The sequence below is a fragment of the Neobacillus cucumis genome (assembly GCF_016908975.1).
Lineage (GTDB): Bacteria > Bacillota > Bacilli > Bacillales > Cytobacillaceae > Neobacillus > Neobacillus cucumis.
This window is the reverse complement of the sequence record NZ_JAFBEX010000044.1, coordinates 1-23861: the sequence shown is the minus strand read 5'-3', so window position 1 is coordinate 23861 and position 23861 is coordinate 1. Positions and strand designations below refer to the sequence as shown.

At 35.8% G+C, this 23861-nt stretch carries 29 protein-coding genes and 1 pseudogene; 9 read left to right on the top strand and 21 right to left on the bottom strand.

The window, feature by feature from the left end; translation table 11 throughout:
* Positions 1-212: 212 nt before the first annotated feature.
* From JOC76_RS28855 to JOC76_RS28845, 3 genes are all read right to left on the bottom strand, one after another.
* Positions 213-1190: an NAD(P)H-dependent flavin oxidoreductase gene (locus tag JOC76_RS28855; protein ID WP_205182223.1), complete on the bottom strand. Its 978-nt coding sequence runs from the start codon at positions 1188-1190 to the stop codon at positions 213-215.
* A 482-nt stretch (positions 1191-1672) separates the two neighbouring features.
* Entirely contained in the window at positions 1673-1972 is a 300-nt protein-coding gene (locus tag JOC76_RS28850) for a hypothetical protein (RefSeq protein WP_205182222.1), read from the bottom strand.
* Positions 1973-2147: 175 nt separating this feature from the next.
* On the bottom strand, positions 2148-2396 hold the full coding sequence (locus JOC76_RS28845; RefSeq protein WP_205182221.1) for a hypothetical protein: 249 nt from the start codon (positions 2394-2396) through the stop codon (positions 2148-2150).
* A 425-nt stretch (positions 2397-2821) separates the two neighbouring features.
* Here JOC76_RS28845 and JOC76_RS30335 point away from each other — a divergent pair.
* A pseudogene (locus JOC76_RS30335) lies at positions 2822-3013 on the top strand (hypothetical protein); the annotation flags it as partial.
* A gap of 144 nt (positions 3014-3157) precedes the next feature.
* On the opposite strand, the gene JOC76_RS28840 reads toward JOC76_RS30335, so the two are convergent.
* Complete coding sequence (locus JOC76_RS28840; protein ID WP_205182220.1) at positions 3158-3709, bottom strand: TetR/AcrR family transcriptional regulator; 552 nt, start codon at positions 3707-3709, stop codon at positions 3158-3160.
* A 192-nt stretch (positions 3710-3901) separates the two neighbouring features.
* Here JOC76_RS28840 and JOC76_RS28835 point away from each other — a divergent pair, with 192 nt between their 5' ends.
* Both JOC76_RS28835 and JOC76_RS28830 read left to right on the top strand, forming a co-directional pair.
* Complete coding sequence (locus tag JOC76_RS28835) at positions 3902-5071, top strand: MFS transporter (RefSeq protein ID WP_205182219.1); 1170 nt, start codon at positions 3902-3904, stop codon at positions 5069-5071.
* Between the two features lie 322 nt (positions 5072-5393).
* Positions 5394-6575, top strand: coding sequence for an MFS transporter (locus JOC76_RS28830; protein ID WP_205182218.1), 1182 nt, complete (start codon positions 5394-5396; stop codon positions 6573-6575).
* 250 nt (positions 6576-6825) lie between these two features.
* Here JOC76_RS28830 and JOC76_RS28825 read toward each other — a convergent pair whose 3' ends face one another.
* The 3 genes from JOC76_RS28825 to JOC76_RS28815 all read right to left on the bottom strand — a co-directional run bounded on the left by JOC76_RS28825 (position 6826) and on the right by JOC76_RS28815 (position 8457).
* Positions 6826-7284 (bottom strand): hypothetical protein, encoded by a 459-nt coding sequence (locus JOC76_RS28825; protein ID WP_205182217.1) that lies wholly within the window; start codon positions 7282-7284, stop codon positions 6826-6828.
* A gap of 5 nt (positions 7285-7289) precedes the next feature.
* On the bottom strand, positions 7290-8078 hold the full coding sequence (locus JOC76_RS28820) for a hypothetical protein (protein ID WP_205182216.1): 789 nt from the start codon (positions 8076-8078) through the stop codon (positions 7290-7292).
* A 169-nt stretch (positions 8079-8247) separates the two neighbouring features.
* Positions 8248-8457, bottom strand: coding sequence for a ribonuclease H family protein (locus JOC76_RS28815; protein WP_205182215.1), 210 nt, complete (start codon positions 8455-8457; stop codon positions 8248-8250).
* A 536-nt stretch (positions 8458-8993) separates the two neighbouring features.
* On the opposite strand from JOC76_RS28815, the gene yjcZ reads away from it, so the two are divergent.
* The 3 genes from yjcZ (at position 8994) to JOC76_RS28800 (ending at position 9557) form a co-directional block, all read left to right on the top strand.
* Positions 8994-9125 carry a sporulation protein YjcZ gene (yjcZ, locus tag JOC76_RS28810; protein WP_205182214.1) on the top strand — a complete coding sequence of 44 codons (132 nt, stop codon included), beginning with the start codon at positions 8994-8996 and terminating at the stop codon, positions 9123-9125.
* A gap of 55 nt (positions 9126-9180) precedes the next feature.
* Complete coding sequence (locus JOC76_RS28805; RefSeq protein WP_205182213.1) at positions 9181-9300, top strand: YjcZ family sporulation protein; 120 nt, start codon at positions 9181-9183, stop codon at positions 9298-9300.
* Positions 9301-9377: 77 nt separating this feature from the next.
* Complete coding sequence (locus JOC76_RS28800; protein WP_205182212.1) at positions 9378-9557, top strand: hypothetical protein; 180 nt, start codon at positions 9378-9380, stop codon at positions 9555-9557.
* A gap of 375 nt (positions 9558-9932) precedes the next feature.
* On the opposite strand, the gene JOC76_RS28795 is transcribed toward JOC76_RS28800, so the two are convergent.
* Together JOC76_RS28795 and JOC76_RS28790 are read right to left on the bottom strand one after the other, a co-directional pair.
* The gene (locus JOC76_RS28795; RefSeq protein ID WP_205182211.1) at positions 9933-10364 is read right to left on the bottom strand and encodes a hypothetical protein; all 432 of its coding nucleotides are present in this window, start codon (positions 10362-10364) and stop codon (positions 9933-9935) included.
* 336 nt (positions 10365-10700) lie between these two features.
* Positions 10701-11705, bottom strand: a complete 1005-nt coding sequence (locus JOC76_RS28790) for a DUF3231 family protein (protein WP_205182210.1) — start codon at positions 11703-11705, stop codon at positions 10701-10703.
* Between the two features lie 171 nt (positions 11706-11876).
* Between JOC76_RS28790 and JOC76_RS28785 the strand changes: the two genes are divergently transcribed.
* Complete coding sequence (locus JOC76_RS28785) at positions 11877-12716, top strand: tyrosine-type recombinase/integrase (RefSeq protein WP_205182209.1); 840 nt, start codon at positions 11877-11879, stop codon at positions 12714-12716.
* Positions 12717-12859: 143 nt separating this feature from the next.
* Here the strand turns inward: JOC76_RS28785 and JOC76_RS28780 are convergent, their stop codons facing one another.
* Both JOC76_RS28780 and JOC76_RS28775 read right to left on the bottom strand, forming a co-directional pair.
* Positions 12860-13114 (bottom strand): hypothetical protein, encoded by a 255-nt coding sequence (locus JOC76_RS28780; RefSeq protein WP_205182208.1) that lies wholly within the window; start codon positions 13112-13114, stop codon positions 12860-12862.
* A 273-nt stretch (positions 13115-13387) separates the two neighbouring features.
* On the bottom strand, positions 13388-13573 hold the full coding sequence (locus JOC76_RS28775; RefSeq protein WP_205182207.1) for a hypothetical protein: 186 nt from the start codon (positions 13571-13573) through the stop codon (positions 13388-13390).
* 492 nt (positions 13574-14065) lie between these two features.
* On the opposite strand from JOC76_RS28775, the gene JOC76_RS28770 reads away from it, so the two are divergent.
* The gene (locus tag JOC76_RS28770) at positions 14066-14143 is read left to right on the top strand and encodes a YjcZ family sporulation protein (RefSeq protein ID WP_205182225.1); all 78 of its coding nucleotides are present in this window, start codon (positions 14066-14068) and stop codon (positions 14141-14143) included.
* A 407-nt stretch (positions 14144-14550) separates the two neighbouring features.
* The gene (locus JOC76_RS28765) at positions 14551-15789 is read left to right on the top strand and encodes an IS110 family RNA-guided transposase (protein WP_205182206.1); all 1239 of its coding nucleotides are present in this window, start codon (positions 14551-14553) and stop codon (positions 15787-15789) included.
* Between the two features lie 210 nt (positions 15790-15999).
* On the opposite strand, the gene JOC76_RS28760 is transcribed toward JOC76_RS28765, so the two are convergent.
* From JOC76_RS28760 to JOC76_RS28715, 10 genes are all read right to left on the bottom strand, one after another.
* Positions 16000-16764, bottom strand: a complete 765-nt coding sequence (locus JOC76_RS28760; protein WP_205182205.1) for a carbon-nitrogen hydrolase family protein — start codon at positions 16762-16764, stop codon at positions 16000-16002.
* Positions 16765-16971: 207 nt separating this feature from the next.
* Positions 16972-17445: a CBO0543 family protein gene (locus JOC76_RS28755; RefSeq protein WP_205182204.1), complete on the bottom strand. Its 474-nt coding sequence runs from the start codon at positions 17443-17445 to the stop codon at positions 16972-16974.
* Positions 17446-17768: 323 nt separating this feature from the next.
* On the bottom strand, positions 17769-18299 hold the full coding sequence (locus JOC76_RS28750; RefSeq protein WP_205182203.1) for a hypothetical protein: 531 nt from the start codon (positions 18297-18299) through the stop codon (positions 17769-17771).
* 287 nt (positions 18300-18586) lie between these two features.
* On the bottom strand, positions 18587-19696 hold the full coding sequence (locus JOC76_RS28745; RefSeq protein WP_205182202.1) for a lactonase family protein: 1110 nt from the start codon (positions 19694-19696) through the stop codon (positions 18587-18589).
* Between the two features lie 208 nt (positions 19697-19904).
* On the bottom strand, positions 19905-20165 hold the full coding sequence (locus JOC76_RS28740; protein ID WP_239558105.1) for a hypothetical protein: 261 nt from the start codon (positions 20163-20165) through the stop codon (positions 19905-19907).
* Between the two features lie 214 nt (positions 20166-20379).
* Positions 20380-20916 carry a CBO0543 family protein gene (locus JOC76_RS28735; RefSeq protein ID WP_205182201.1) on the bottom strand — a complete coding sequence of 179 codons (537 nt, stop codon included), beginning with the start codon at positions 20914-20916 and terminating at the stop codon, positions 20380-20382.
* 222 nt (positions 20917-21138) lie between these two features.
* Complete coding sequence (locus JOC76_RS28730) at positions 21139-21654, bottom strand: hypothetical protein (RefSeq protein ID WP_205182200.1); 516 nt, start codon at positions 21652-21654, stop codon at positions 21139-21141.
* A gap of 212 nt (positions 21655-21866) precedes the next feature.
* The gene (locus tag JOC76_RS28725) at positions 21867-22073 is read right to left on the bottom strand and encodes a hypothetical protein (protein WP_205182199.1); all 207 of its coding nucleotides are present in this window, start codon (positions 22071-22073) and stop codon (positions 21867-21869) included.
* A gap of 938 nt (positions 22074-23011) precedes the next feature.
* The gene (locus JOC76_RS28720; RefSeq protein WP_205182198.1) at positions 23012-23236 is read right to left on the bottom strand and encodes a cyclase; all 225 of its coding nucleotides are present in this window, start codon (positions 23234-23236) and stop codon (positions 23012-23014) included.
* Between the two features lie 174 nt (positions 23237-23410).
* Complete coding sequence (locus tag JOC76_RS28715; RefSeq protein ID WP_205182197.1) at positions 23411-23689, bottom strand: DUF8220 family protein; 279 nt, start codon at positions 23687-23689, stop codon at positions 23411-23413.
* Positions 23690-23861: the final 172 nt, after the last annotated feature.

Sequence of the window (23861 nt, the reverse complement as noted above, 5' to 3'; positions counted from 1 at the left end):
AACAAAACCTTCCAATAAGAGAATTTAGGAAGGTTATTTGGCATGAACATTTTTAGTATATCATGAGGTTATTAAATTTTTTATTGAAAAATGTTTACAAACTATTAGCTGGTTTAGCTTAAGTATTTTATTTCACAATCTTTGCTTTAATAATAAAATTGGTTGCCACAACAACCATTAACTATTCAGATAACGTCCATAATAATAAATAATTATCGATGAGTCTGCTCTCCGATAATATTACCAATACGGCTTAATCCTTTTTCTGCTGTTAGAATCATTTCATCAAATAACTCCTGAACAGTAGGAATATTGTTAATAAGTCCGATTACTTGTCCAGCCCATCCAAAACCCTCATCTTCATTTCCATCATAGATATATCTGCAATTAGCATTTCCGCTAATTATTTCTTGCAGATCTTCATAGGTGGCTCCTTCTTTTTCACGTTCGATAATATCCAGAGTAAATTCACTTTTCAAGACTCGTCCTGGTGAACCAATTGTTCTCTTAATAACTACTGTATCCGACTCTTTCGCATTAACAATTGCCTGCTTATATTTCTCGTTTGCGTGAATGCACTCTTTAGTAGCAATAAAGCGAGTACCCATTTCAATTCCTTCTGCCCCAAGTGCAAAAGCTGCCAAAAAACCTCGTCCGTCGCCAATCCCACCGCTCGCTAACACTGGAATCGATACGGAATCGACTACACGAGGAATAAGTACCATTGTACCAATATCGTCTCGTCCTAAATGTCCACCGCCTTCCTGTCCAACTGCCATTACAGCGTCAGCACCGAGTTGTTCTGCTTTCTGTGCCTGTCTAACGCCTGCAACAAGGACAAGCGTCCGAATATTTTCTCCTTTTATACGTTCAAAAATAGGTTGAGGGTTAGCTCCTGTAATAGAAATTGCAGGTACCTTTTCTTCAATAGCAACTTCAAGCAATTCCTTATATTGTCCATCGTGCCTTGCAATAGCAAAGTTTACGGCGAATGGATTATTGGTAAGTGTGCGTACTTTACGAATTTCCTCCCGAAGTTTTTCAGGTGAACGCAACGTTGCCGCAGTAATTTGTCCAAGTCCTCCAGCATTCGAGACCGCAGCCGCCAGTTCAGCATAAGCAAGGTAGGCAAGTCCTCCTTGTACAATTGGATATTTAATTCTAAAAATCTCGGTTACTCGTGTTTTCATAGTTTATCCCACTCCATTTCAGATGTTCTATGTATGAGGTTAAATATTCCACACAAAAGATTATTAATCCTGCAAAGTAAGCTTTTGTAGTGCTAATCTGCCCGTTAGCGGAACAAGAAAAGCGACTGCTCTTATTGAACAATCGCACTCCTTTACTTTAAGTAGATCACAAACACATAATTTATTTAATAAGAAAATGGTATTACCCATTTACGAAGTAATACCCATCTAATGTAGCTTTTTATTTATTAATTCCACTAAAACCTTCACAAAACATGCTAACAAAATGTAAATCGGAAAAGAGTAAATATATTTCCATTCGTAAAAGACTTAAATTCCTATCCAGTGAATTAAAGGTTCAAATATGAATGATATAACAGCAGAAGAGATGGAAATTGCTATGAAATAGCCTTTGAATCTTTGCCCGTATCTTTGATAAATAAGCATAAAAATTACTGGTAAATAACATAAATCGAAAGGTATTAGGGGGGGATAAAAGCCCAATATAAATGAATGGGATACGCCCATGCACCATGATTCGTTCCAATCACATCAAGAATAACTGACAGTATGCCAAAAATTAACCCGAAGTTTAAAAGCAAATGTACTCGCTTTTTATCGACAAGTTTTATCCATAATATCCAAATTAAAATTGTCGTTATTAATAACATCCACCATTGCCAAGATAAAAAGGCATTTTCTAGCCAAAATTTGTGATATGACTCTAAAAATTTTATTCTTTTATCCTGTACTTCTTTAAATAATATTTCTGTATTATTCATTATTATGAAGTCCTATTCCAATTGTTGTTTACTGTTATATTCCCCCGATTTCGTTAAAGTATTTCTATTCCTTGTTGCACTAAACTGACCTTTAGTGCAATAAAAAAAGCTGTCAAAATGACCGCTTGGTCTGCAACTCTTGCACCCGTTAGTAGAGTAAGGATTTTTTCTATATCTAATCACAAAAGCTAACATCGATTTCAGAACATTGTTCTATTTCATCATCATAAAAGATATATCCAAATCCTGAAATAAACTTTTTACTTTTTACCTTTGCAATAACTGTCAATATATCACCAGTGTTAATCTTTTTGTTTGAGATTATTGCTTCAAAATTCTCACTTATATCATCAACAATGTAATCAAAACGATAAGTACCATTTACTTTTACATTTTTGGGGTTTTGATATAGTTCTACAATCATATTTCACACCACCTAATAAATATCTTTACATTTTGGTTATTAAACTATTCTGCTTACGTTAGTTAAATAAGGATAAAAAAAGAGCGACTTCTCAGCCACTCTTAATTAACCATTTTTTGATCTTTGTTTATTCTGTTTATAAATATAATCGATCCTGTTCATTGTCCTATATCCTAAAATACCAAGGATTATTGTATATATCGTTGTTAAAATTAAGCCAAGTATAGCAATCCAAAATAACGATGTTATCTTCCTTCTTTTGTTAAGCACAACAAATTACCTCCACGAATTAATCGTTATTATCTTGCACCTAATAAGAGAGATTATTACAAGAACAACAATTGATAAGAACGACCACTCAAGTCATTCATTCTAATTTTAATTAAACTCAAGCTACCCGTTACTTTAAGTGTATTATTTCACAAATGCAGAAAGAACCAGTAACTGCCCCTATTATTGGTGTTACGAAAATCTCTCATCTCGAAGATGCTATAGTTGATCTATCAATTAGGTTAACACCTGAAGAAATTGCTGTTCTAGAAGAGCCATATGTACCACACTCAATAGTTGGACATATATTATGTTTCTTAATGCAAAAGAATATAAAAGCATTTTAAGGAAAGTTGAAGATACAATAATTCGCCTTTCTCAAAGACTAATAATGTTAAGTAGACCTTTAAAAAAGCAAAAAATCACGACCTGAGTCCTGTAGTAATATGGACTCAGGTTATTTAATTTCTTTTGGAAACGTTGATAAATTATTATAGAATTCTATCTAACAACATCCCTAGCTGTTCTGCTATAACACGAGGCGGAAAAGGCATTTCTTTTGTGATCCACCATTCCACCGTTCCTACAAAAGATGTCACAACAAATTGAAGTATAACCTCTTCATTCAATTCTCGATTTATCACTTTTGTTGTGTCAATATCATTTTTAATTTCTTCGATGAGAAGTTCTTGGAAGCGACTACGAAAATAAGAGGCTTGACTACTTGCTAACATTGTTGAAAAAAATGAATAATTGCTCTCAAAGTATTCAAACCAGCCTACATTCGATTCTACAAAGTCTAATTCCATTTCAGTTGCTTCCTTGCACATTACTCTTAGTACATTAATATGTTCATCAATGAGTCTATCTAGTAAATCAAATTTATCCAAGTAATGAAGATAAATGGTTCCTCGGTTAACATTTGCCCTGTCGGCAAGATCCTGTATGGTAATATCATCAAAACTTTTTTCAGACATCAGTTCGATAACAGCCTTTTTGATAGCTTCTTGGCTTTTGGTTACTCTTCTATCCACTTTAGACATTTTGAAATCACCAATCTTTCCTGTAGATAATCAACAATTTCGATTCAGTTGTTGAATAATCAACAAATTTGCTTGCATTTAACGATTGAAAGCATCCTTTTTCTCCTTATAATTATTAACAAATGTTGATTAATCAATCAACATTAATTTATTTAAAGTTACATCATTTAATTAAGGTAGGAGGAGAATTTGGTGGCTAATCGAAATAATTTGCTTATATTTATATTGACCATAGGAGTTTTCGGTATTTTAAATACAGAAATGGGTATCGTTGGGGCATTACCTTTAATTGCTGATCACTTTCATGTCAGTATATCCAAAGCAGGGTTGCTAGTGAGTCTCTTTGCACTTGCTGTTGCAATATCTGGACCCACAATGCCATTATTGTTTTCGGGTATAAATCGCAAAAAGGCATTGTTACTTGTACTTGGTGTTTTCGTTCTGGGTAACATTGTCTCCATATCTGCATCAAACTTTACCATATTATTAATCGCTCGTGTGATTCCAGCCTTTTTTCATCCAGTTTATGTCTCAATAGCTTTGACAGCTGCAGCTGCTTCAGTTAGCAAGAAAGAAGCTCCTAAAGCTGTTTCTAAAGTAATGTTGGGAGTAACCGCAGGTATTGTCATTGGTTCACCAGTCACTACTTTTATTGCTAATACAACTTCGTTTGAAATGGCGATGTTATTCTTTACTATCGTTAATGTAATAGCATTCATTACTATATTGCTATTTGTACCATCTATGCCTGTTAAGGAAAGACTTTCTTATGGATCTCAATTAAGTGTATTAAAGAAATCCATTACTTGGCTTTCCATTGTTGCTGTCATTTTTATAAATGCAGCGGTATATGGCGTTAATAGTTACCTTTCTGAGTATCTTGAAACCATTACGAATATACCTGGGAAAAGGGTTAGTTTAATGTTACTCATATACGGTGGGGCAAGTATAATTGGTAACATCGTGTCAGGGAAGTTACTTACTAAAAATCCCATGAAATCTGTAGCATCTTATCCATTCGTATTAGGAGCCGTTTTCATTTTAGTATTCGTAATGGGGAAATTCGCTGGACCTATGTTTATCTTTGTATTGGTATGGGGAATAGTAGTTGCTTTAGCAAACAACATTAGTCAATATTGGATTACTTCTGCAGCTCCAGAAGCCCCTGAATTCTCAAATGGATTGTTTTTAGCGGCTGGTAACTTTGGTGTAACAACGGGTACATCTGTAAATGGATTAATTATATCGGGAATGGGTACACAGTACGTCGTATTAGGCGGATTTCTATTCGTGATATTAAGTTTAACATTTATTTTATTTAGAACCTACTTGTTTAATCCCGCAAAACAACTTGCAAGATAAGGAATCAATTTAACATTTTATAAAAGTTGTCTATCATAAGAGCAAAAAAATGGACTCAAAACCTTCCTAAAATAATCAACAATTTTTATTGATTTGTTGAGTAATCAACTAATTGCGATAATTTAACCATTGAAAGCATCCCGTATCTTTTTATAATTATAAAAAGATATTGTTTAATCACCAGAAACGGATCGAACAGATGTATTAACTGGTAAATGGAGGTAAGGATGACACGGATTTATTATCGTAAGAAGAATTAGAGATGCGAGTATGAATCGAAGCAATTTTACAATCAAATTGATACTCTCTAAGGAGGAATTACGTGGAACGCTTATGGACGAAATCGTATATTTTTATGATTATTGGGATGTTTTTCCTATTCACTGCATTTTATATGCTGTATCCAACGCTACCGTTGTTTATTAAAGAAAGAGGTGGAAACGAATCACAGGTAGGTCTGGCAATGGGAGCATTTATGCTTTCTTCCGTTATCTTTCGACCATTTGTCGGAGGGCTACTGGACCGCTTTGGTAGGCGACCGTTTATCGTTTGGGGAATGCTATTCTTCGCTGTTGCAATGTACATGTACAATTGGATTGGAGGAATCGTTGTATTAATGTTGCTCAGAATATTGCATGGGATAACCTGGGCAGCTTCCACAACCGCCATTAGCACAGCCGTAACAGATTTGATTCCATCTACCCGACGAGGAGAGGGTATGGGTTGGTCTGGGATGGCTATGACATTAGCTATGGCAATAGGTCCGATTTTCGGTCTATGGGTTACACAGAACCTGTCGTACCACTCTCTATTTCTATTTGCAGTGGTCCTCTCTGCCACGGCTCTGGTCTTAACGTTTGGTGCAAAAATCACTTTTACGCCTCAAACGGCTTCAAGGAAAATTGAACCTTTTGAAAAATCGCTCTTTCCCGTTATGGTATCCGTCTTCTTACTGTTTATCGCTTATGGTGGTATTACTAGTTTTGTGCCGCTATTTGCCGACTCAATCAAGGTTAATTCAGGTACATTTTTTCTGGTTTATGCAGCCACGCTTGTTTTAATTCGTCCCTTTGCTGGAAAACTTTCAGACAAATACGGTGAGACGTTTGTTATTATACCAGCAAAAGTGGTTACGATTTCGGCTTTAGTTGTCTTGAGTTTCTCGACCAATTTATTCGGAGTAATCATTTCCGCAATTATGTACGGTATTGGTTTCGGTTCCGCACAACCTTCTCTTCAAGCCGCAACCCTACGTCTTGTCAGCTCTCAACGTACAGGTGTAGCCAATGCTTCTTATTCTACTGGTGCCGACCTCGGAATCGGGCTAGGTGCTATTATATTAGGTTGGGTTTCTCAATACTCGAATTTCCATGTTTTGTTCACGGTCAGTGCTGTGTCAGTCACGCTTTCCCTCTTGATGTTCACTTTTTTTGTGAAACGTTCGTTGAAAAACAAAGACTTTAGCCCTCAGAACACTGGTTCTCTAGCTTCCAAATCAGGTTGACCTAGCCATTTTAATATCTGCTTTGGTAGTGCCCATGCTAAAAATAGTGCAAAAAAAGCCGATTTTCCTTCGTTAGTGGGATAATTGGCTTTTTCTACTATAACTTTGTGAAGGAATATACTTAAAGTAACCTGACCAGTTACTTCAATAAGAAAAAAGGCATTACCGTTGTTACAGTAATGCTACCCTATAGTTTAAGTATAATTCTTCACAAACTTTAGTTTTATACGTGTTCAACAAATATTATTCATCATTTTACTTTTGCTACACCAATTGCAAAATGACTCCAAAGTATATTCTCAATTAATTCAGCTTGTGATTCTTCACAATCTACAATTAAGATTACTTCCGAATGTTTGCCTTTTAGAACTCTTTTATTTTTCTTTACCACCAATTCCATGACAAGCCGAATAGCGAAGCCAAGAACTAATCCAACAAATGCACCTATTAGTCCCCAATAAATTGGACCCCAAGCTAATTTAAATCCTATACTTGCTCCAATAACTGAAAATGCTGTTGCCAGCCCGATACCAATATCGATAAGGCTTGTACCGTCTGATCGATGCAGGGTATCAAAAATTTTACGGTCTTCTTTTCTATTATCCAGAGGAACAGCAAATATGCTTTCTTTTTTAATCCCTTTCTTTTCTAACGTTGAAATTGCCATTTCTAAAAATTCAGTAGTTTCAAATGTTGAAAAAAGCTGCAAATGTATCACTTCACTTTTTGTCCTTTTAGTATTTTGAAACCCTCCGATTGATAATTCTCGGTTAAATGATTCCTTAACTCTTTTTCGAAGAGTTTGTTATTCTCAACCGTATTTATATAAGAATCATAAATAGCAAACCCATAGTGTGAAGGGATAAAAAGGAACCATTCAGGTTTTAAAACCGAGGTTGCTTCCTTTACTTTGCCTAAAAATAAAAGTACAACAGCTTCTTGAGCATAAGAATTATAATAAAATACAACTAACCATATGATGGTAAATACAGCAGTTAAAATCCTATGAATATAGAGCTGTCCTAGCCCAGGGATAAAAAATGACCACATAACAGAAAGGAACGGATTTCGCTTATCTAGGTAGTTAATCTCTAACGCTCCTATTGAAAATGAATTAAAACGGTGTTCCTCTCGATCGGCTAAAAGATACACCTTGTTCAAATCTACTGTTGTCCGATAACTGTCCCATATACCAAAAAGGTAAACAGGAATGTACATAAGAAGCCACCTTGTATCTAATACCTCTTTTGCCATGTCTATATTCCCTCGAAAGGAATATATCATTGAAGAATTAACATGGGCTTTAACATTAACGACCACTTCCCAAATAAATAATGCATATCCTCTAAGGTATTTAGATAAAAGCAAATGCCCGAATCCAGGAAACGCTGCGGACCACCAAGCAATAATATAAGGATTTCTCAAATGCAATTGTGTTGTTCCTAAAATACTAACATGGGCTTTATATCTTCTAGCGGTGTTGTCATTTGTATAGTTGTTCATTCTATCCACCTTCAGGAATTCTTTATAATAGATTTCCAAAAATAGGCTACATTTATGCTGAACCTTGTTAAACTATCCTGCCAGATAGTTAAAGTACATTTCTTCACAAACTTGGAGTCATAATAATAACTTATGGAGGGTTATTTCTGTTTTTTAAAGAAATAACAAATCATTTAAAATCTTGATTCGTTTTTTTCCTTTTAGATTTCCATTCCACGATATTTAATACAATTAGAAAAATTAAACCCAAGACAGATAGTGAATCAAGAATCATCCAAGATATATCAGAAAACATAATAATTCTGCTCATTAAGATTGGAACGAGAAAGAATGCTAAACCTAAAATCTTTAATACCATAAAAGTAACCTTTGTATTCAATTTGTTACTCCCTAAAATTGCGGATAACATTAATAATTCTATATATACTTATCTAATTCCTTGTTTCACTAACCTGCCCAGTTAGTATAATAAGAAAAAGGCTGTCGGAACAGCCTTCCCTTGTGCAATTTCAGCACCCGTTAGTGAATTAATTTATTACCTTCATTACTCCTACATATCTAATTCTTTTTTTCTCTAATTTACACATCTATTTATAATAGCCAAACAAGAATAGTAGAGTATGGTTCATGAATGGTTTTTATATATTACATTCGCTGACTAATTTCTTTTAATCAGCACTTATCCATTCAGTTTTATTCTGAGTACATATATTATTATTGCCACCAGCACATAGTTACCTCCGAAAAAGCGTCTGCATGAATTGTAGACGCTTTTTTATTATTGAAATTGTTAAAAAATTTGCGGAATTTTAACTAACACAATGATGCTTGTCCAATCGTTTCTTGTCCTAAGAAATATACATATATAGAGGAAACTATTCTTTCTTCAGTTAATCCCGATAGGTGGTGAAAAATATGTGGGGATCATATGGATACGGCGGTGGCTATGGCGGTGGCTATGGCGGTGGCTATGGCGGCGGTTCAACTTTTGTTTTAATCGTTGTATTGTTCATTCTGTTAATTATCGTATTGACTAGCGTCATTTAATCAATCAAACGGTATAATTTGGACGAGTAAAATCCTTTTTATGGAGGTGATATAATTGGGAGAATCTAGACACGAAGAACATAGAGAAAACAACGCTTTTGCGTTAATCGTAGTATTGTTCGTCTTACTGATCATTGTCGGGGCTTCTTTTATGAGCGGTATGGGCGGCTACTAAGTGGTAAAGGGCAAATTAGTTTAGGTTAATCTGTCCCTTTTCTCATAGACTTCTGAAATGAAAGGAGGTTAAATTAAATGACATTTTTTGGATTTGATAGAAGAGACCCGTTTTTTCGTGACGATTTTAGAAGAAGACTGTTTTTCCCCATTGAAATTGAAATCGAAATCGAGAGAAGAAGACGTATTGAAATTGAAATCGAATTTGAGAGAAGAAGACGGTTTGAAATCGAGAGAAGAAGACGCGGATTCTTTTAAGCAAATGGTTTAAACATTGTTTCAGGGAGCCTACGGGCTCTTTTTTATAATCTGATAAAACATAAAAAAATGAAAATTGTTTATTGGACGAAACTCCCGTTTTCCTACAAGATTTATTTTAATGAAATATAATCTTCTTCAAGTAAACTGCACCTACCCTACCGACTCGCAGTCATCGTTTGATTTTAACAAGCTGCCACCATTATTTAAATCTGTTCTTACAAAACCACTTAACTAAACAGAATTAAAAGCATTCAATAACGAAAGAAAAAGGACTGCCGAAACAGTCCTCTTGTTGTTGTACTAAAGCACCCGATAATTTAAGTGCCATTGTTCACAATCTCTTTTACACTTAATATAACTCCAAATATAGGGTTAACTCTTGAATATAAATTTTTTTAGCAACAATCCTAATGTAATACCAAAAATGATGGCACTGAAAATATGAGAATAATAATCATTGATGGGTCTAATATCGATATACTTACCTTCTATTAATGATGTGAATAATAGTTCACATACTAACCAGGCAAATAAACTGCCCATGGTCGTTTTTATAACTAAATGGCATGAACCAAACTTTTCAAATATAAAGTAAAGTAAGACTGCATAAACACTACTAACTAAAAAATCTACAATTAATCCTATGGTAAATACAGGTCTGTTAAATGTAATAATAAGACTTGCTAATTCATAAATACCAAACTTCCCAAAGCCAAAATGTGCAAATATCCTCGAAGCAATCTCTCCTGGTATTGTTGAAAGTACACCTAATATACCTATTCTTAACATCCTATCTTGGATCATATCATCATTCCTTAATCTTAATGTGGACAAATTTAGTATTTAAATTATATAAAAATTTATACTTAATAAAGGAATGTGCAGCTGATTGAGCCAAAATAAACACCTTCTTTTTAATAATGGTTAATATATTAAATTCTCTATTGTTTTTACCATCCCTTCTTCAACTATTCTGCCATTTAGTTCAATAAAAAAAGCATTACCCCTTTGTGAAGTAATGCACCCTTTAGTTTAAGTGAGAACATTCACAATGTATGATGTTAATGATGTTAACTTTTTTACAAATAAAAAATTAACAGCGAATGCAAAAACATCGCTGTTTTAGTCACAATTTTTTATTCAAGCCCTTCTGTTCCTAAGTGCTTCCCTATCTACATTTTGTGGTGGTTGTTCTAACCAACTATTTTCAATCATCAATTTAACTCCATCATTCCCATATTGAAGTATTTCAGCCACTAACCTTGTATAATGTCCAATTAAGTCTTTTCTCAGACTGGCACCAATTGCTGCTCCATATCCAGCGACACTAAGTTCATTTAAACCTAAAATATGAAACATCATTAACTTATCTAAAAATGGTGCGTCAATGGATTGGGAAATGGCTGAATCCCATGAACTTGGCAACGGCACTCCATCTTCTACTAATATTTCTCTAAACACTGTTTCATGCTTTGAAGCTATATCCATGCCTCTTTCCATAAATTTTCTAACTTCAAGTGATTTAGCAGTTTGGGAAAAACCAGTTACAAAGGTTCTACCAATTGAGTTAGTCTCTGTATTTTTAGAAATATGGGCTAATTCAATGGCAGTTAAAGGACGATGCTTGCCTATTAATCCTGAGAGGAATGATTCACTCTGAAGGTATTCTGCTTTCTCCATTGGTGCTATTGTTGGTGAACGGATAAAAGCACCTTTTTTCAGTAATAAGTCGCAAGTATTATTGTAGAGTTTCATAAACATTTCAGAAGTTGTAGAAAAAAATTCTCTAATATCCTTTCGAGCCAATACTTCAAGTAAAGCTGCTGCAGCTGCTGTTCCAGCCGCCGCCATGTATTTAATATATCGCAAAGTAAAAAGGTCTGAATAGACCCGACCTACATTTAAGTTTACATCTTCTTGTGTAAATCCAATAGGTATTGCATGATTTTCTTTTTCAAAGATTTGTTTGACTTCGTTTACAACAAAATTACAATTTGTTAAAGCTAATTGAATAATGTCCGTAGCATCTGAATCTTCATTAACAGTGGCAAAATGCTGAACGATACAATAAGCCATTGAGTTCTGCATATAAGCACCCCACAAGGCTGCAACTTCTGAAGAAACAAGTTTTGCATTATGTTCCATTTTAATGCATCTCCTTTTATTTTTATTATGACCAAAAGGATTAATATAATTTAATAACATAAGCCCTTTTTAAACAAACCTGCTTCAATAGTTGAATAGCATCTTTAGTTTCAATTTCGAGAAACAGGTCAATAATTCCTCTAAAAAAGAAATTTTAGGGAGAGAAGTAAATTGTTATTATCAAAAGCATGGGAAACATATGAATTGGATAAACGAATAGAAGGATTTTCGCCACAAACATTAAAGGCTTATAAACTCCAAGCCACACTGCTTATTAGGTATTTTAAGGATGTTAAACTTGATACCATAACCACAGTTCAACTTAAAGAATACCTTGCAAAGTCAAGCGAATCCTTAAAACCTTCAAGTTTAGCTCACAGAATACGCTTTATGAAATCATTATTTCGTTGGTCACATGAGGAGGGGCATATTTCAAGAAATCCCGCCGCCAAAATAAAAGAACCTAAAGCAGGGAAACGAATCCCAAAGTTTCTAACAGATTTTGAAATTGAACATTTACGTGAAGCATGCACCAGCCCATTGGAAAAGGCTTTGTTTGAATTCATGTTTTCTACAGGGTGTCGCATAGGAGAAATTGTTTCCTTAGAGAAGACTAGAATTAATTGGTCTGACCGTTCTGCTATTGTAAGAGGGAAAGGCGATAAGGAGCGGGAAGTTTATTTTAACATTCGCTGCGAAATTTGGCTTAAACGATACCTTGAAGAACGCCAGGATGGCGATTCAGCCATTTTTGTTACAGAACGGTATCCACATCGTATGAGCATTGCTCAGATGAGATATATCATCAAACGAATTTCAAATCGGGCACGGATCAATAAATCGATTCATCCGCACCAGCTAAGGCACAGTTATGCCACTCGCATGTTGAATAATGGTGCACCTCTTGAAGTTATCCAGAGCTTAATGGGTCATGAGAAAAGTGAGACAACAAGGATATATGCACAGTTAATTGGGGGTTTAAGGCAAGAGCTTTATCGTAAGTATTTTTAAAAAGGGTTAACCTCTACAACAAAAAGCAACGCACAAGGCGTTGCTCTTCTTAAGCTCTTGCTACCCGTTAGTTGAACAATATGCGTGAGCGTACCTTTAGATTGTGGTCGAAACAGTGAGTAATTAGCAATGTTCTTTCTAGGCTACCGTTTGGTACAAATATATTCTCTTTTCATACGCTCAAATAAGATGATATACAAACTTTGCACGGTGATATATACGGGTAGCGAATAGTAAATTTTCCAGCCAGTATAATGAAACACACCTACTTTTACTGTTACCCACTCGAACAATACAGCAAGAAGCGAAGTTACCGTAAGTATCGCAACGGTACCGAATGGTTTAGGGCGAAACCAGTCATACACATACAGAAACAAGTACCCGAAGGGCAGGTACATCAAATACAACAGCAGGTCGAACCATTCCACTTGCTTTATGTCGTTAATATAAAACATCTCGAAAGGTGGTAACAACAAGATTGAATCGAACACTTTAGCAAATAGGAGAGGGACAAGAGAAGTCAGCAATACCATCGATGGAGGAAACCTCTTAGGTAGCATCCACATACAGCTGAGAACTGTAAGGCTGACAATGATGATAAACCATTCATTAGCATTGAATCTATCGGGTGGGAAAAGTATCATGGGATCCGAACATCCTTTCGGAGCAGATTACGATACATATGCACCAAAATAAACAGTACGGCTAAATATACATCCCAAGTTGCGAACGTTGAAGAAAAGGACCAATCCTGATATATGATCACCTTTCCCCAGACCGCCAATGCTTCCATCCCTAGTAGTACCGCTGAGCACCCCAGCCAAATCAGCAACTTCCATCTGAGACTGTCTCGCCAAAATCCAATGCTCACTGCTGTCAGTACGACCGACGGTACTGTAATGTAACCAAAAATTAGAAAACAGCAAAACGCCCCCAGTTTTGCTGAAGCGGAAAACAAACCGTAGTTGAAAAAAATACTACCCCAGCTGGTTAAGTACAAAAATATACTGACCGTGATTGTCAATACGATTTCAAAAAAGTGAAGGGTTCTCACGGCGAATCGGGCAATGAGTGCTAGAAACAATGATAAGCTTATAAAAGTGGCAAGAATCAATCGACGAGCCCTCCTTTGAGTAATACTAAGTAGACTTTATATTTCCCAATTAGATTTAAAATAACTCGTCTCCACTATTCCACTAAACTACCATTTAGCTTAAGTGAATTAATTCATAATTGCATCGAAATGTACAGCAACTATCTTTTTTTATATAATTCCATGGTTGTCCATTTCAATAAAAGTCGTATTGTCATATGATGTATTACTTCTTTAATAAAGGAGGTGTTACCTTATGCATCATTTTGCTTTAATCGTAGTGCTTTTCATCCTTTTAATTATTGTTGGTACACATTTTCATAGAGTATACTAACCTGATATAAGTAGAAACAACCACATCTAGCAACGATCACTAATAGAAGCGTCAAACCACGCTTCTATTTTCTTTTATTATCCTATTTCACATTATGGGTCAAATGCGAAAAAATAAGAGCTGCCACGCAACTCTATCTTCAACTATCGCCCCCGTTCGTAATATAAGGTTAGCCAGATTTTTCTGGTTGACCTTTTTTTATATAGTTTTATTATATCGGTAGTCGGGGGAGGACGTAGCACCCGTGGGACTTTGATCCCGTCAAGTAAACTGTCCACCCCCTACTTGTATAATCATGTTTCAGGCTGGTTGGGACTATGATCCCGTTTAACAAGCGAACCTATGACACTACAAGGAGCATTAGGGGTTACCGACTAATTTGTATTTCTAGGAGGAGGAGAAAATTAATGAATCCAGTGATTGGTCTGGATGTATCAAAAGGAGAAAGTCAGGTTCAAGCGTTTTTAGATAAAGGTAAACCATATCGTAAGAGTTTTAGTATTACTCACGATCTTAAAGGATTAAGAAGTTTATTAGAGTTTCTTCAAGATGTTGAAAAGGCTGCTGGTGGTCATCAACCTTCGGTTGTTTTAGAATCAACTGGTCATTATCATATTCCCGTTATTCAGTTTCTAGAGGAACAAAATTATATTTACATTATCGTCAATCCTCTTATCTCTCATAGAGCCAAGAGCTCAAGCCTTCGTATGGTAAAAACTGATGCAATTGATGCTTTTCACCTTTGTGAACTGTTTTATAAAGAGGAGTTAGAGCCTTACAAGAAGCGTGGTGTTCAACTATTAAACCTTCGTAATCTGACAAGACAACAAGAGAGTATTGCGGAAATATCAGCTAAAACAAAGATACAGCTTCATTCTTTAATTGATCAGGTTTTTCCTGAGTATCGAGGTGTATTTGGAAGTCTATATTCGAAAGTATCAATGCTTACTTTACTAGAGTTCCCTACTTCTAAGGCTGTATTAAATGTGAGTGAAAAAGAGTTAACGGATAAAATAGCTTCATTATGTATGAGTCGTTCGGAGTCATGGGCAAAGGAAAAGGCACAGAAGTTAAGAGAAGCAGCCCTTCGTGATCCTTTTCAAAACAATCTCTACGATAGTCATATCTTTAACCTTGAAATCTTGGTTAAGATTGTACTTCAATACCAAGAGCATCTATCCAATATTGCGGATGAAATAGATGCCCTCGCTAGCGAAATTGAAGAATATGAAATCCTTCAATCTATCCCTGGAGTCGGAGAAAAAATCGCTGCAACGATTATTTCTGAAATCGGAGAGATAGATCGGTTTAATGGTGCCCAGAAGTTAGTTGCATTCGCTGGAATAGATCCTAGCGTGTATTCTTCAGGAAAGTTTACTGCATCGGTAAACCGTATAACCAAACGTGGCTCGTGTAGGCTTCGCCACGCCTTGTATATGGCTGTTCAAAGTGGTATTCGGGATTCCCGTAAAAAGAAAACGACTGATGAGATCATTCCACGCAATAGAAGACTACGAGAGTTTTATGACAAGAAACGAGAAGAAGGAAAACCCTTTAGGGTAGCGATTATTGCATGTGTAAACAAACTCTTACATTGGATTTACGCCTTACTAAAAAGCAGAACTTCTTTCCAAGATATAGCATAGGACCTATATCTAACTAAATACAACAAAACCTTCCAATAAGAGAATATAGGAAGGTTATTTGGCATGAACATTTTTAGTATATCATGAGGTTATTAAATTTTTTATTGAAAAATGTTGACAAACTATTAGCTGGTTTACTTTAAGTATATTTCTTCACAATCTTTGTATTTAGAGAGAGATTGCCTCCCTTTAAAATTACATTAAAAATATCTAAGATATATATTCAACTTCAAAGTCAGGAGAAATTAAATCCATTTTTTCTAAATCCCAATCAAAAGTTAGAATCGCAGATTGTTTGGATTTATGTGAAAGAAGATGTTTACCGTTCTTAATTATCAGACTTTCAGCTTCCCAAAAGGTAACTGACTCATCTTCTCCAGTACGATTACAAACAAATAAGCATAGTCCAGTATCTATTGATCTTTGTTCCCACTCACCGTTTGGTCCATGTAACCCTGGACCCCATGCTGACGGGGCAACTAGAATCTCTGCTCCTTTAGCCAATAATGTGTCTGCAATATTTGTAGTGTAGGCATCTGCACATATTAAAACACCAATTTTGACATTCTCCATATCTATCGGTTCAATGAAATCACCTGATGTAGACCAATCATCAATCATACTTGTGATCTTCCTTTGTTTTCCTATTAATTTACCATCTCGGTTTATAACAAATACTGAATTATAAAGCTCTCCATTTTCTGACTTTTCAGGACAACCAAGTAATACATACATATTCAAAGACTTAACCAATGCTAGAAAATTGGTCATCCATTCATCGGGTTGCTTCTTGATCCACTTAGTTCCAATCTTTTGAGAAAATTGCAAGCCACTAACGGCTAATTCTGGGGTTATAATCCAGTCTACATTTTGATCCGCTGCTTGTTTGACTGCTTTTTCAATAAGAATTTGATTTTTTTTTATATCACCTGCGATTGGTAATAAGTGCAATAAAGCTACTCTTAATTTACGCAACATAAATCCCCTTTTCTAATTTAAGGTATGATTAAAATAATATCATTTAGTTCATTTATTTTAGTAATAATTTTTCATTTTTTAGATAAATTTCTGACAATCCAAATTTAACTAAACTGCCAGATAGCTTAAGTAAACTCCTTCACAATCACTTCGATAATTGACAAAAAAAGGCGATGCCTATTTAAGCATCGCAGTGGTGGGTGTTTAATTACTAGCTTGCCTAAACTTTCCTCTTACCCTGTGAACGAATCTCAAATGCCAAAACATGAATCCATAAAGGAATGGGTAGGAAATAGCTGAGTACCACCATTTCCAATGTGGATAATACAAATATCCCATCTTTAAATATGTCCATTCATAGAAGCTTGAAAAGAGTGACCATGCCAGAATATAGGTGATCTTCTTTTTCCAGCCGCCATTGAATGGGTACCAGCTTATCATGATAACAGCAGCAGGAGCATAGATAAATAAAGTCATCAAGGTTGTAGGTAGATCGATGTATTTCCTTACCCAAAACTCATATAAGCTGTACCTATCTGTCCATCTATCTGTAACTTCAGCGATGAATAGACATGTTGTAACCGTCGCATAATACTCCAACGGAGGAAGTGGTTTCGGAACCTTCCATGCTATCCACATGAAAATTACGGCTGAAACAATTAAATACCAGTACCACATGGAAAAACACCTGATTTCTTATGTAAAGGTTACTTCCATAGGATTGTCAGAAGTTTCTTTTTTTATTTGCGTAATAATAGAGGAAATGCTCCTGAATTCGAGGATGTTTCTGTGATGTCTTTTACTTCCTCTAACTTGTCCCGTTGACCAAAAAGAAAGGCCACCAAAAATGACAGCTTGATCTTGAACTATTGCACCCTTTAGTTTAAGTGTAATACTTCACAAGCATTCTTTTCTTTACACATAAACAAAGAGTTGTTTTTTGTCGAATGCAACTCTTTGTTGATCCTAATTTATGAAATTCAACTTTTAATAGTTCTGCCTTATCGTTCAACTGAATATCCATTAAGCAATTTACGACCACTTTTAAGTTCACTCTCGGAATTATTTTTAACAGTGTAAAAAGCAATAAAAGCTTTATCTTCCTTTTTCCCCCATCCCGAATTAACTATTGAACTTTTCACATCGTTTCCAACTAATTCAGTTAAAGATTTTTTTTCAGCTTCTTTCATTAGAAACCAAGATTGCTCGTTTATATACACATTACCTCTCCAGTGATTTAATTCTCGTCCAGCCGTAACCATCTCAATAACCCCGTTTGAGTGTTCAGAAATCTTTGTCACAAGATCGGAGAATTTTTGAATTCTTTTAGATTCTTCTATGTCTGCCTTCTTCTTTGCCTCTGCCTTTGCCAATGCTACTTTTGCTTGTTCCTCTTTATGTTTTGCTTCCTGAATTGCTTCCTGATTTACTTGCTCTCTTTTTTTAACACTTGTGATAACTTGAATTGCAATAATCACAACAATCAAAGATGCAATTCCAACAAAAAGAATTTTCTTCGTCTTACCACCCATTCCAACCCCACCTAATTCAAATAATATGATAATTTTAATATAATAAAAAAATCATACCATTAATGCAGAAATTATTGCTAAAAAGGAATAAAATAAATATCTATCTGTGTAACAATATTGATGACAGTGGTTCATCTTGTTTTCTCACTATTCTGCCCCTTTAGTGTAAGTAGAGTTCTTCACAATCTTGTCGGTGGCTATGTTTTCTTATTAAAAAAGCTACCAGTATGTCGGCAGCCTTATTTTTAGCAACTCGTCTATCCACTCAATATAGGCAACGGATAGAATCAAAGAACAGTCAACCCTTGTGAACCAAGATGGGGAACATTAGTCCAGACAGCAACCTGTAATCTAACCAGATTACCATCATCTCCTATATTAAATACTGAGACTGTCCCCTGATTTCCATTAAGGGTGTAAAAATGCCGTCCATCTTTACTCACTCCAACGTCAATTGGAAGACCTGGGGCTGTACCTGGTGGTGTACTGGTAATATGCCTTACTACCGACAATGTTCCATTGGGATTGATTCGGTAGGTGGAGATGGTACCGCTTAAAGTGTTGGTAACGTATGCAAAACGTTCATCCCTTGTTGTTACAACCCAGCATGCGGTTTTATATCCGTTTGGTACAGAGCCACTGATCACATGAAGGATACCATTGTTGCTCATTGAATAGGATGATAGGGCATTTGAATCTGCTTCAGTAACTAGGAGGATTCCAGAGGATAGAAAATATGCACCCAATGGTCCTTGACCATAAGAATCATTAACGATTGGTTCTGTAACAGTACCATTTTGATTTACATGGAAAACACTAAGATGGTTTGAAGTAAGCTCGGATACAAGGATTTTACTACCATCACGAGTGAATAGAACCTGAGCTGGTTGAGCATTGAAAGTGCTAAGAGAACGGGAGGACCCAGGAATAGAAGTAAGGCGTCCGTTATCATCTATGCGAAAACCCGTGATGTTGGATGCAAAATTGTTCGCGGCATTTCCTACATTGGCAACATAGACAAGATTACCAAACACATCTACGCTATTGGGCTGAGCACCTCCCGATGGTTTCACATCAACGAGAACGGGAGCACCGCTGTCAGTAATGATGAAACTGCTGATACTATGGCTGCCTGCGTTCACTGCAAGAAGGAAACGTCCATCTCGGGACAAAGTTAGGGACCCTTGTGACGTAAGGGGATCAACACCATCGTTTGCCGTTGCATTGGAAACTTCCTTTGTACCAGTACCTCTACCATAAGTTGCATAGGATCCTACAAAGGTGAGCATTCCATTCATGTCCCTGTAAAAAGCAATGATTTGATTCATTGCTTCATTATTAGTCATAATGTAAACCATACTCGCATTCGCACGGAAATATTTGTTCATTATCTGCATTTTATAACTCCTCCTTTCATTGTTTTATATGGTGCTTTTACAATTTCAATTCCCTCAATTATGTAATTGGTTTAATGGATAATTATCCCACTAACCTATCTTTCGTTAGATACCTACCAATGAAAAAAGCCTGCCGAAACAGCAGTCCAATTGGTGTTTTACTAATGCACCCGTTAGTTAAGTAGCAGACTTTTTTTCGAAACTAAATTTATGAATCTAACCAGTCCCCTTTGCATATTCCAAAGTTTGTTTCGGCAAATTCCATTGATTCTTCAATATTGTCGAGAAGGTAGTCATTTTGTACGTCCCAATTTTTATCACACAGAAATAAATAATATCTATCGTCATTGGTGTATTTTGCGATTGCCATTGCTGTTATTGGTACTTCGATTGTTGAACCGTCTTCTTCTTCAAAAATCATTTTATTTAATTCTTTAGTGAGGTCATTTTTAATATGTTTAAGAACCATCGCACCGTCTAATTCGGAAGGAATAATATTAATCGCAACCCCTTTACGTATTTAAGTCATTTATCAGCCATTGTATAAAATTCAATAGTACCCAATATATCTCCTTCTTCAACTATCCTGCCACTTTACTTGAATAACGATAATGAAAAAGGACTGCTGAAACAGCAGTCCGATTGTTCTTTTACTAAACCACTCAGTTCGAAAAAGAATTTTTCTATCTTGCAGTAAGTTTTTTTATTATAAAATAAACTATTTGGGAGAGTACAAAAAAACCAATAAATGAGTAAGTATGTGTCCAGTTATGTAAAACAAACATCTCCATTTTTATAAATAAAGGCTCTATTATATAAGAGAAACATCCAGATAGTAAAAAGGAGAAAACCAAGTAGGTTTTATAAGTTTTTGTGTACTGGTACATAAACATAAAAGAAATTGGAATTACTGTAATATCAGCAGGCAATAAAGGTGGTACCGTCGGTAACAACTTATCTGGATACCCCCATAAGATCATATCTCCGCCAATGACATCGGTTATCGAAGCGATAGTTGACAAAATTAATCCGTAACTGAGGATTTCAAAAGTTCTTTCCTTATCACGAAACTTAATCCATATAAGCCATGGTATTGTAGCTGAGACAAGCAGTAACCACCACTTCCAAGTAAATATGTCATCATGGAACCAGTGATTAATCGAAACATCCCTCAGAGTTTCTCTTACTTTTTTGACATCTTCAAAAGTTGGATATTTCAACCGTTTACACTCCACATATCACAATTTATCTTTCATAATTTATCCATCAATTCTCAATTTATTCTTAAAGAGTCTGCATATAGAAGAACAGAGCTTAATTTATTAATTTTTTATTGAGCAAAACAGCCATTTAGCACAATAAGAAAAGCTGCCACATTGACAGCTCCGTTCTTGAACTCTTGCACCCGTTACTTTAAGTGTATCTCTTCACAAAGTTAAACTTTAAACCTTTTCAATTCCCATTCCAGAAACAACAAAATGAGGACTATTATCTTTTCGGTTAAAGAACCTCCAGTGTTCGCCTTGATCATCATCTTCCGAACTATCTGGAAATGCTTCTAGTTTGTAACCATCTGATAAAAAGACCTTTAATCCACCAATATCATCAGATTCAATGTTCCTTACCTGTAATCGTCCTTTGTCCTTTATAAAAGTTTTAATTCGTTCATCAAATCTATTCTTACCTAGCATATCCCAATCGAAGTCCTCAATGTCTCCAACCCATTCCGAGCTTGGAGAATAGAAATCCCGTGATGCTACAACAATTTTATTATGTAAGGTAACTCTCCAAGAACATTGAATATGAAGTGCGTATTCTGCTGATACTTGGGTTTTTCCTCTCCGAATGATTGGAATCATATCCCCAAAACCCAGCCAAAATAGGTTAGATGCTCTTCCTGCATCCTGTAATTTTAATCCCACTAATTTGCCTAATTCAGCAATAATGTCTTCTTTCATACACGTCTCCTTGCTTGGATTAATACTTAAGGAAAGCCCCCGTTAGTGGAGTAAGAACCAATCCAAATATAATTAAGAAAACACTCTAATCTATAATTCGTGATTGTAGTTATTTGTAGATTATTTCACTTAAAATGCATGTAAAGCTTTAATCCCTTTATAAAGTTTAAAACCCCGAAGACATCGCTCCAGGGTTATATCCATTTTGTAGGTTAACAACAGTACCCGTGATGGAATCCATGATGGTGGTGGAAAGGATAGCCTCCATATCCCATACCGTAACCAGGATAGCCTCCGTATCCCATACCGTAACCAGGATAACCTCCGTATCCCATACCGTAACCAGGATAGCCTCCATAACCCATACCGTAACCAGGATAGCCTCCATAACCCATACTGCCAAAGAATTGTCTTTCCATTTTTTATCTCCTCCTCAAATTGTTTCAAAAATAGTGTATGTGTCCATGTTTGAAGAGGAATAGACGTTTACCTATTATACGTGTTTTCTTGGCTGTTATTTTGCGTATAGTTAAATTTCCTTATTGTACTACTGCTCAAAAGAAAACTAGATGTAGTCTACGATTTACTGTCTTCTTCAAGTAGTCGAGTAGAAGGGAGCCTTTCTACCTTACGGTAGATTGTACTCCACCCCCCTCACAGAACCGTGCTTGCACTATTAATGCACACGGCTCCTCCTAGTTACCATTCACAAAATGTAGCTAATCTCTTAGATTGAGATTTTGCAACTTCTGCTATCCTTAGTAGTTTTGTTTCCATTTATCCCTACCTCTGAGTGTAGTATATGTTTCCCTAGTAAGGGCGATAACTGGTAACTAGCCTTTCCTCCATCGGCATTACCCAACTTCATTGGTACTACGCTGCTATCCGACTCCCTACACAGCGTTTGGTCTCCTTGCTTTTTATCGCTTGTACACCATACTCTTCTAACAAGAAAAGACCGGTAGGGTCTCCCGAGTTGCCGTATCATATCGACGTGTAACGTGCCAAGGTCTCTGACTCCAGAGAGGTTTTATCCATCTTGCCCCTAACGAAGGATAAAAATGTAGCTTTCTGCTGCAGGTAAAGCATCAGCCCTCTCGATTTACTAACATTATGGAGCTCTATCCCTTCAACCATTTGGCTTTCGGCCCGCCACCTAGCTGTCTACGCTTAAAGACTAAAGTTACCTTTAGCCCTCCAAGACTCGCTACGAGCGAATGGCTAGTTCTTACTCGACGGGAATCCCACCCGCTATATGATACGACCTAGGCTCGGCCGCACACCTGCCCAGTTAGTCTAAGAAGAAAAGCCACCTCATAGGCAGCTTAAAATTGGAGTGCCGTAAAATAAACTTTTATTATTTCTCATCAGCAGGTATTCGCTTATGTTTTTCATTAATTATTTTTTTGTTAAGTATCCTAACTTCACCAACCATTAGCAACCTCATATCCTCTACGATATACTTAGCTAACTCTTCGTCAGAAATGTCATCTTCAACAATATCAAGACGAAAATCCTGCCCTTGTATTCCACCACCATTAGTAAACTCAATTTCAAAGTCGAATTGAACTCTTTTATCCATTTTGAATCCACCTTAAGTTAGTTTTGGGTTGATTATTATATTCATATTCTAGTCGAATGAAACAATAACCTCCTGAACTAAACTGCTTCGTTAGCACAATAAGAAAAGGGGTTCGCTGTAGCCATCCCGTGTTTAACATAAGCACCTTATCTGAAGAAGCATTTTAAGGGGCAGTTAAAACCTTCCAGCATCGGTTTCTCTTCTATTTGGAAAACTTTCCTTTGCAATATCCTCAAGAAAAAGAGTTCCGTGAATACCATTAACTTTTTTCTTATCCACCATTTTTGAATAAAATCTTTCGTAAAAATCAGTGTCGTCAAGGTTTGGGAAATCACTTGTAAATGCAATGTCATTGCCATTTGGAAAAAGAATATCAAATAGTTCAATATCCACCTCATAAATTTCAAACGTACTGTTAATTGCACCGTCAATCACCTGAACATTTCTCTTCATAACATTCTCCTTGTTAAAGCTAATAACATTATTATTCACCTTAAATAAAGTGATTTCCTTCTTCAGCTAAACTGCTTCGTTAGCATTCCTGTAGATCGTTATTTTTCGACTTTGAAAAAAAGAGAGCCCCTCAGTAAGATAAAAGAGTAAGACACCACTCAAACCCAATCAT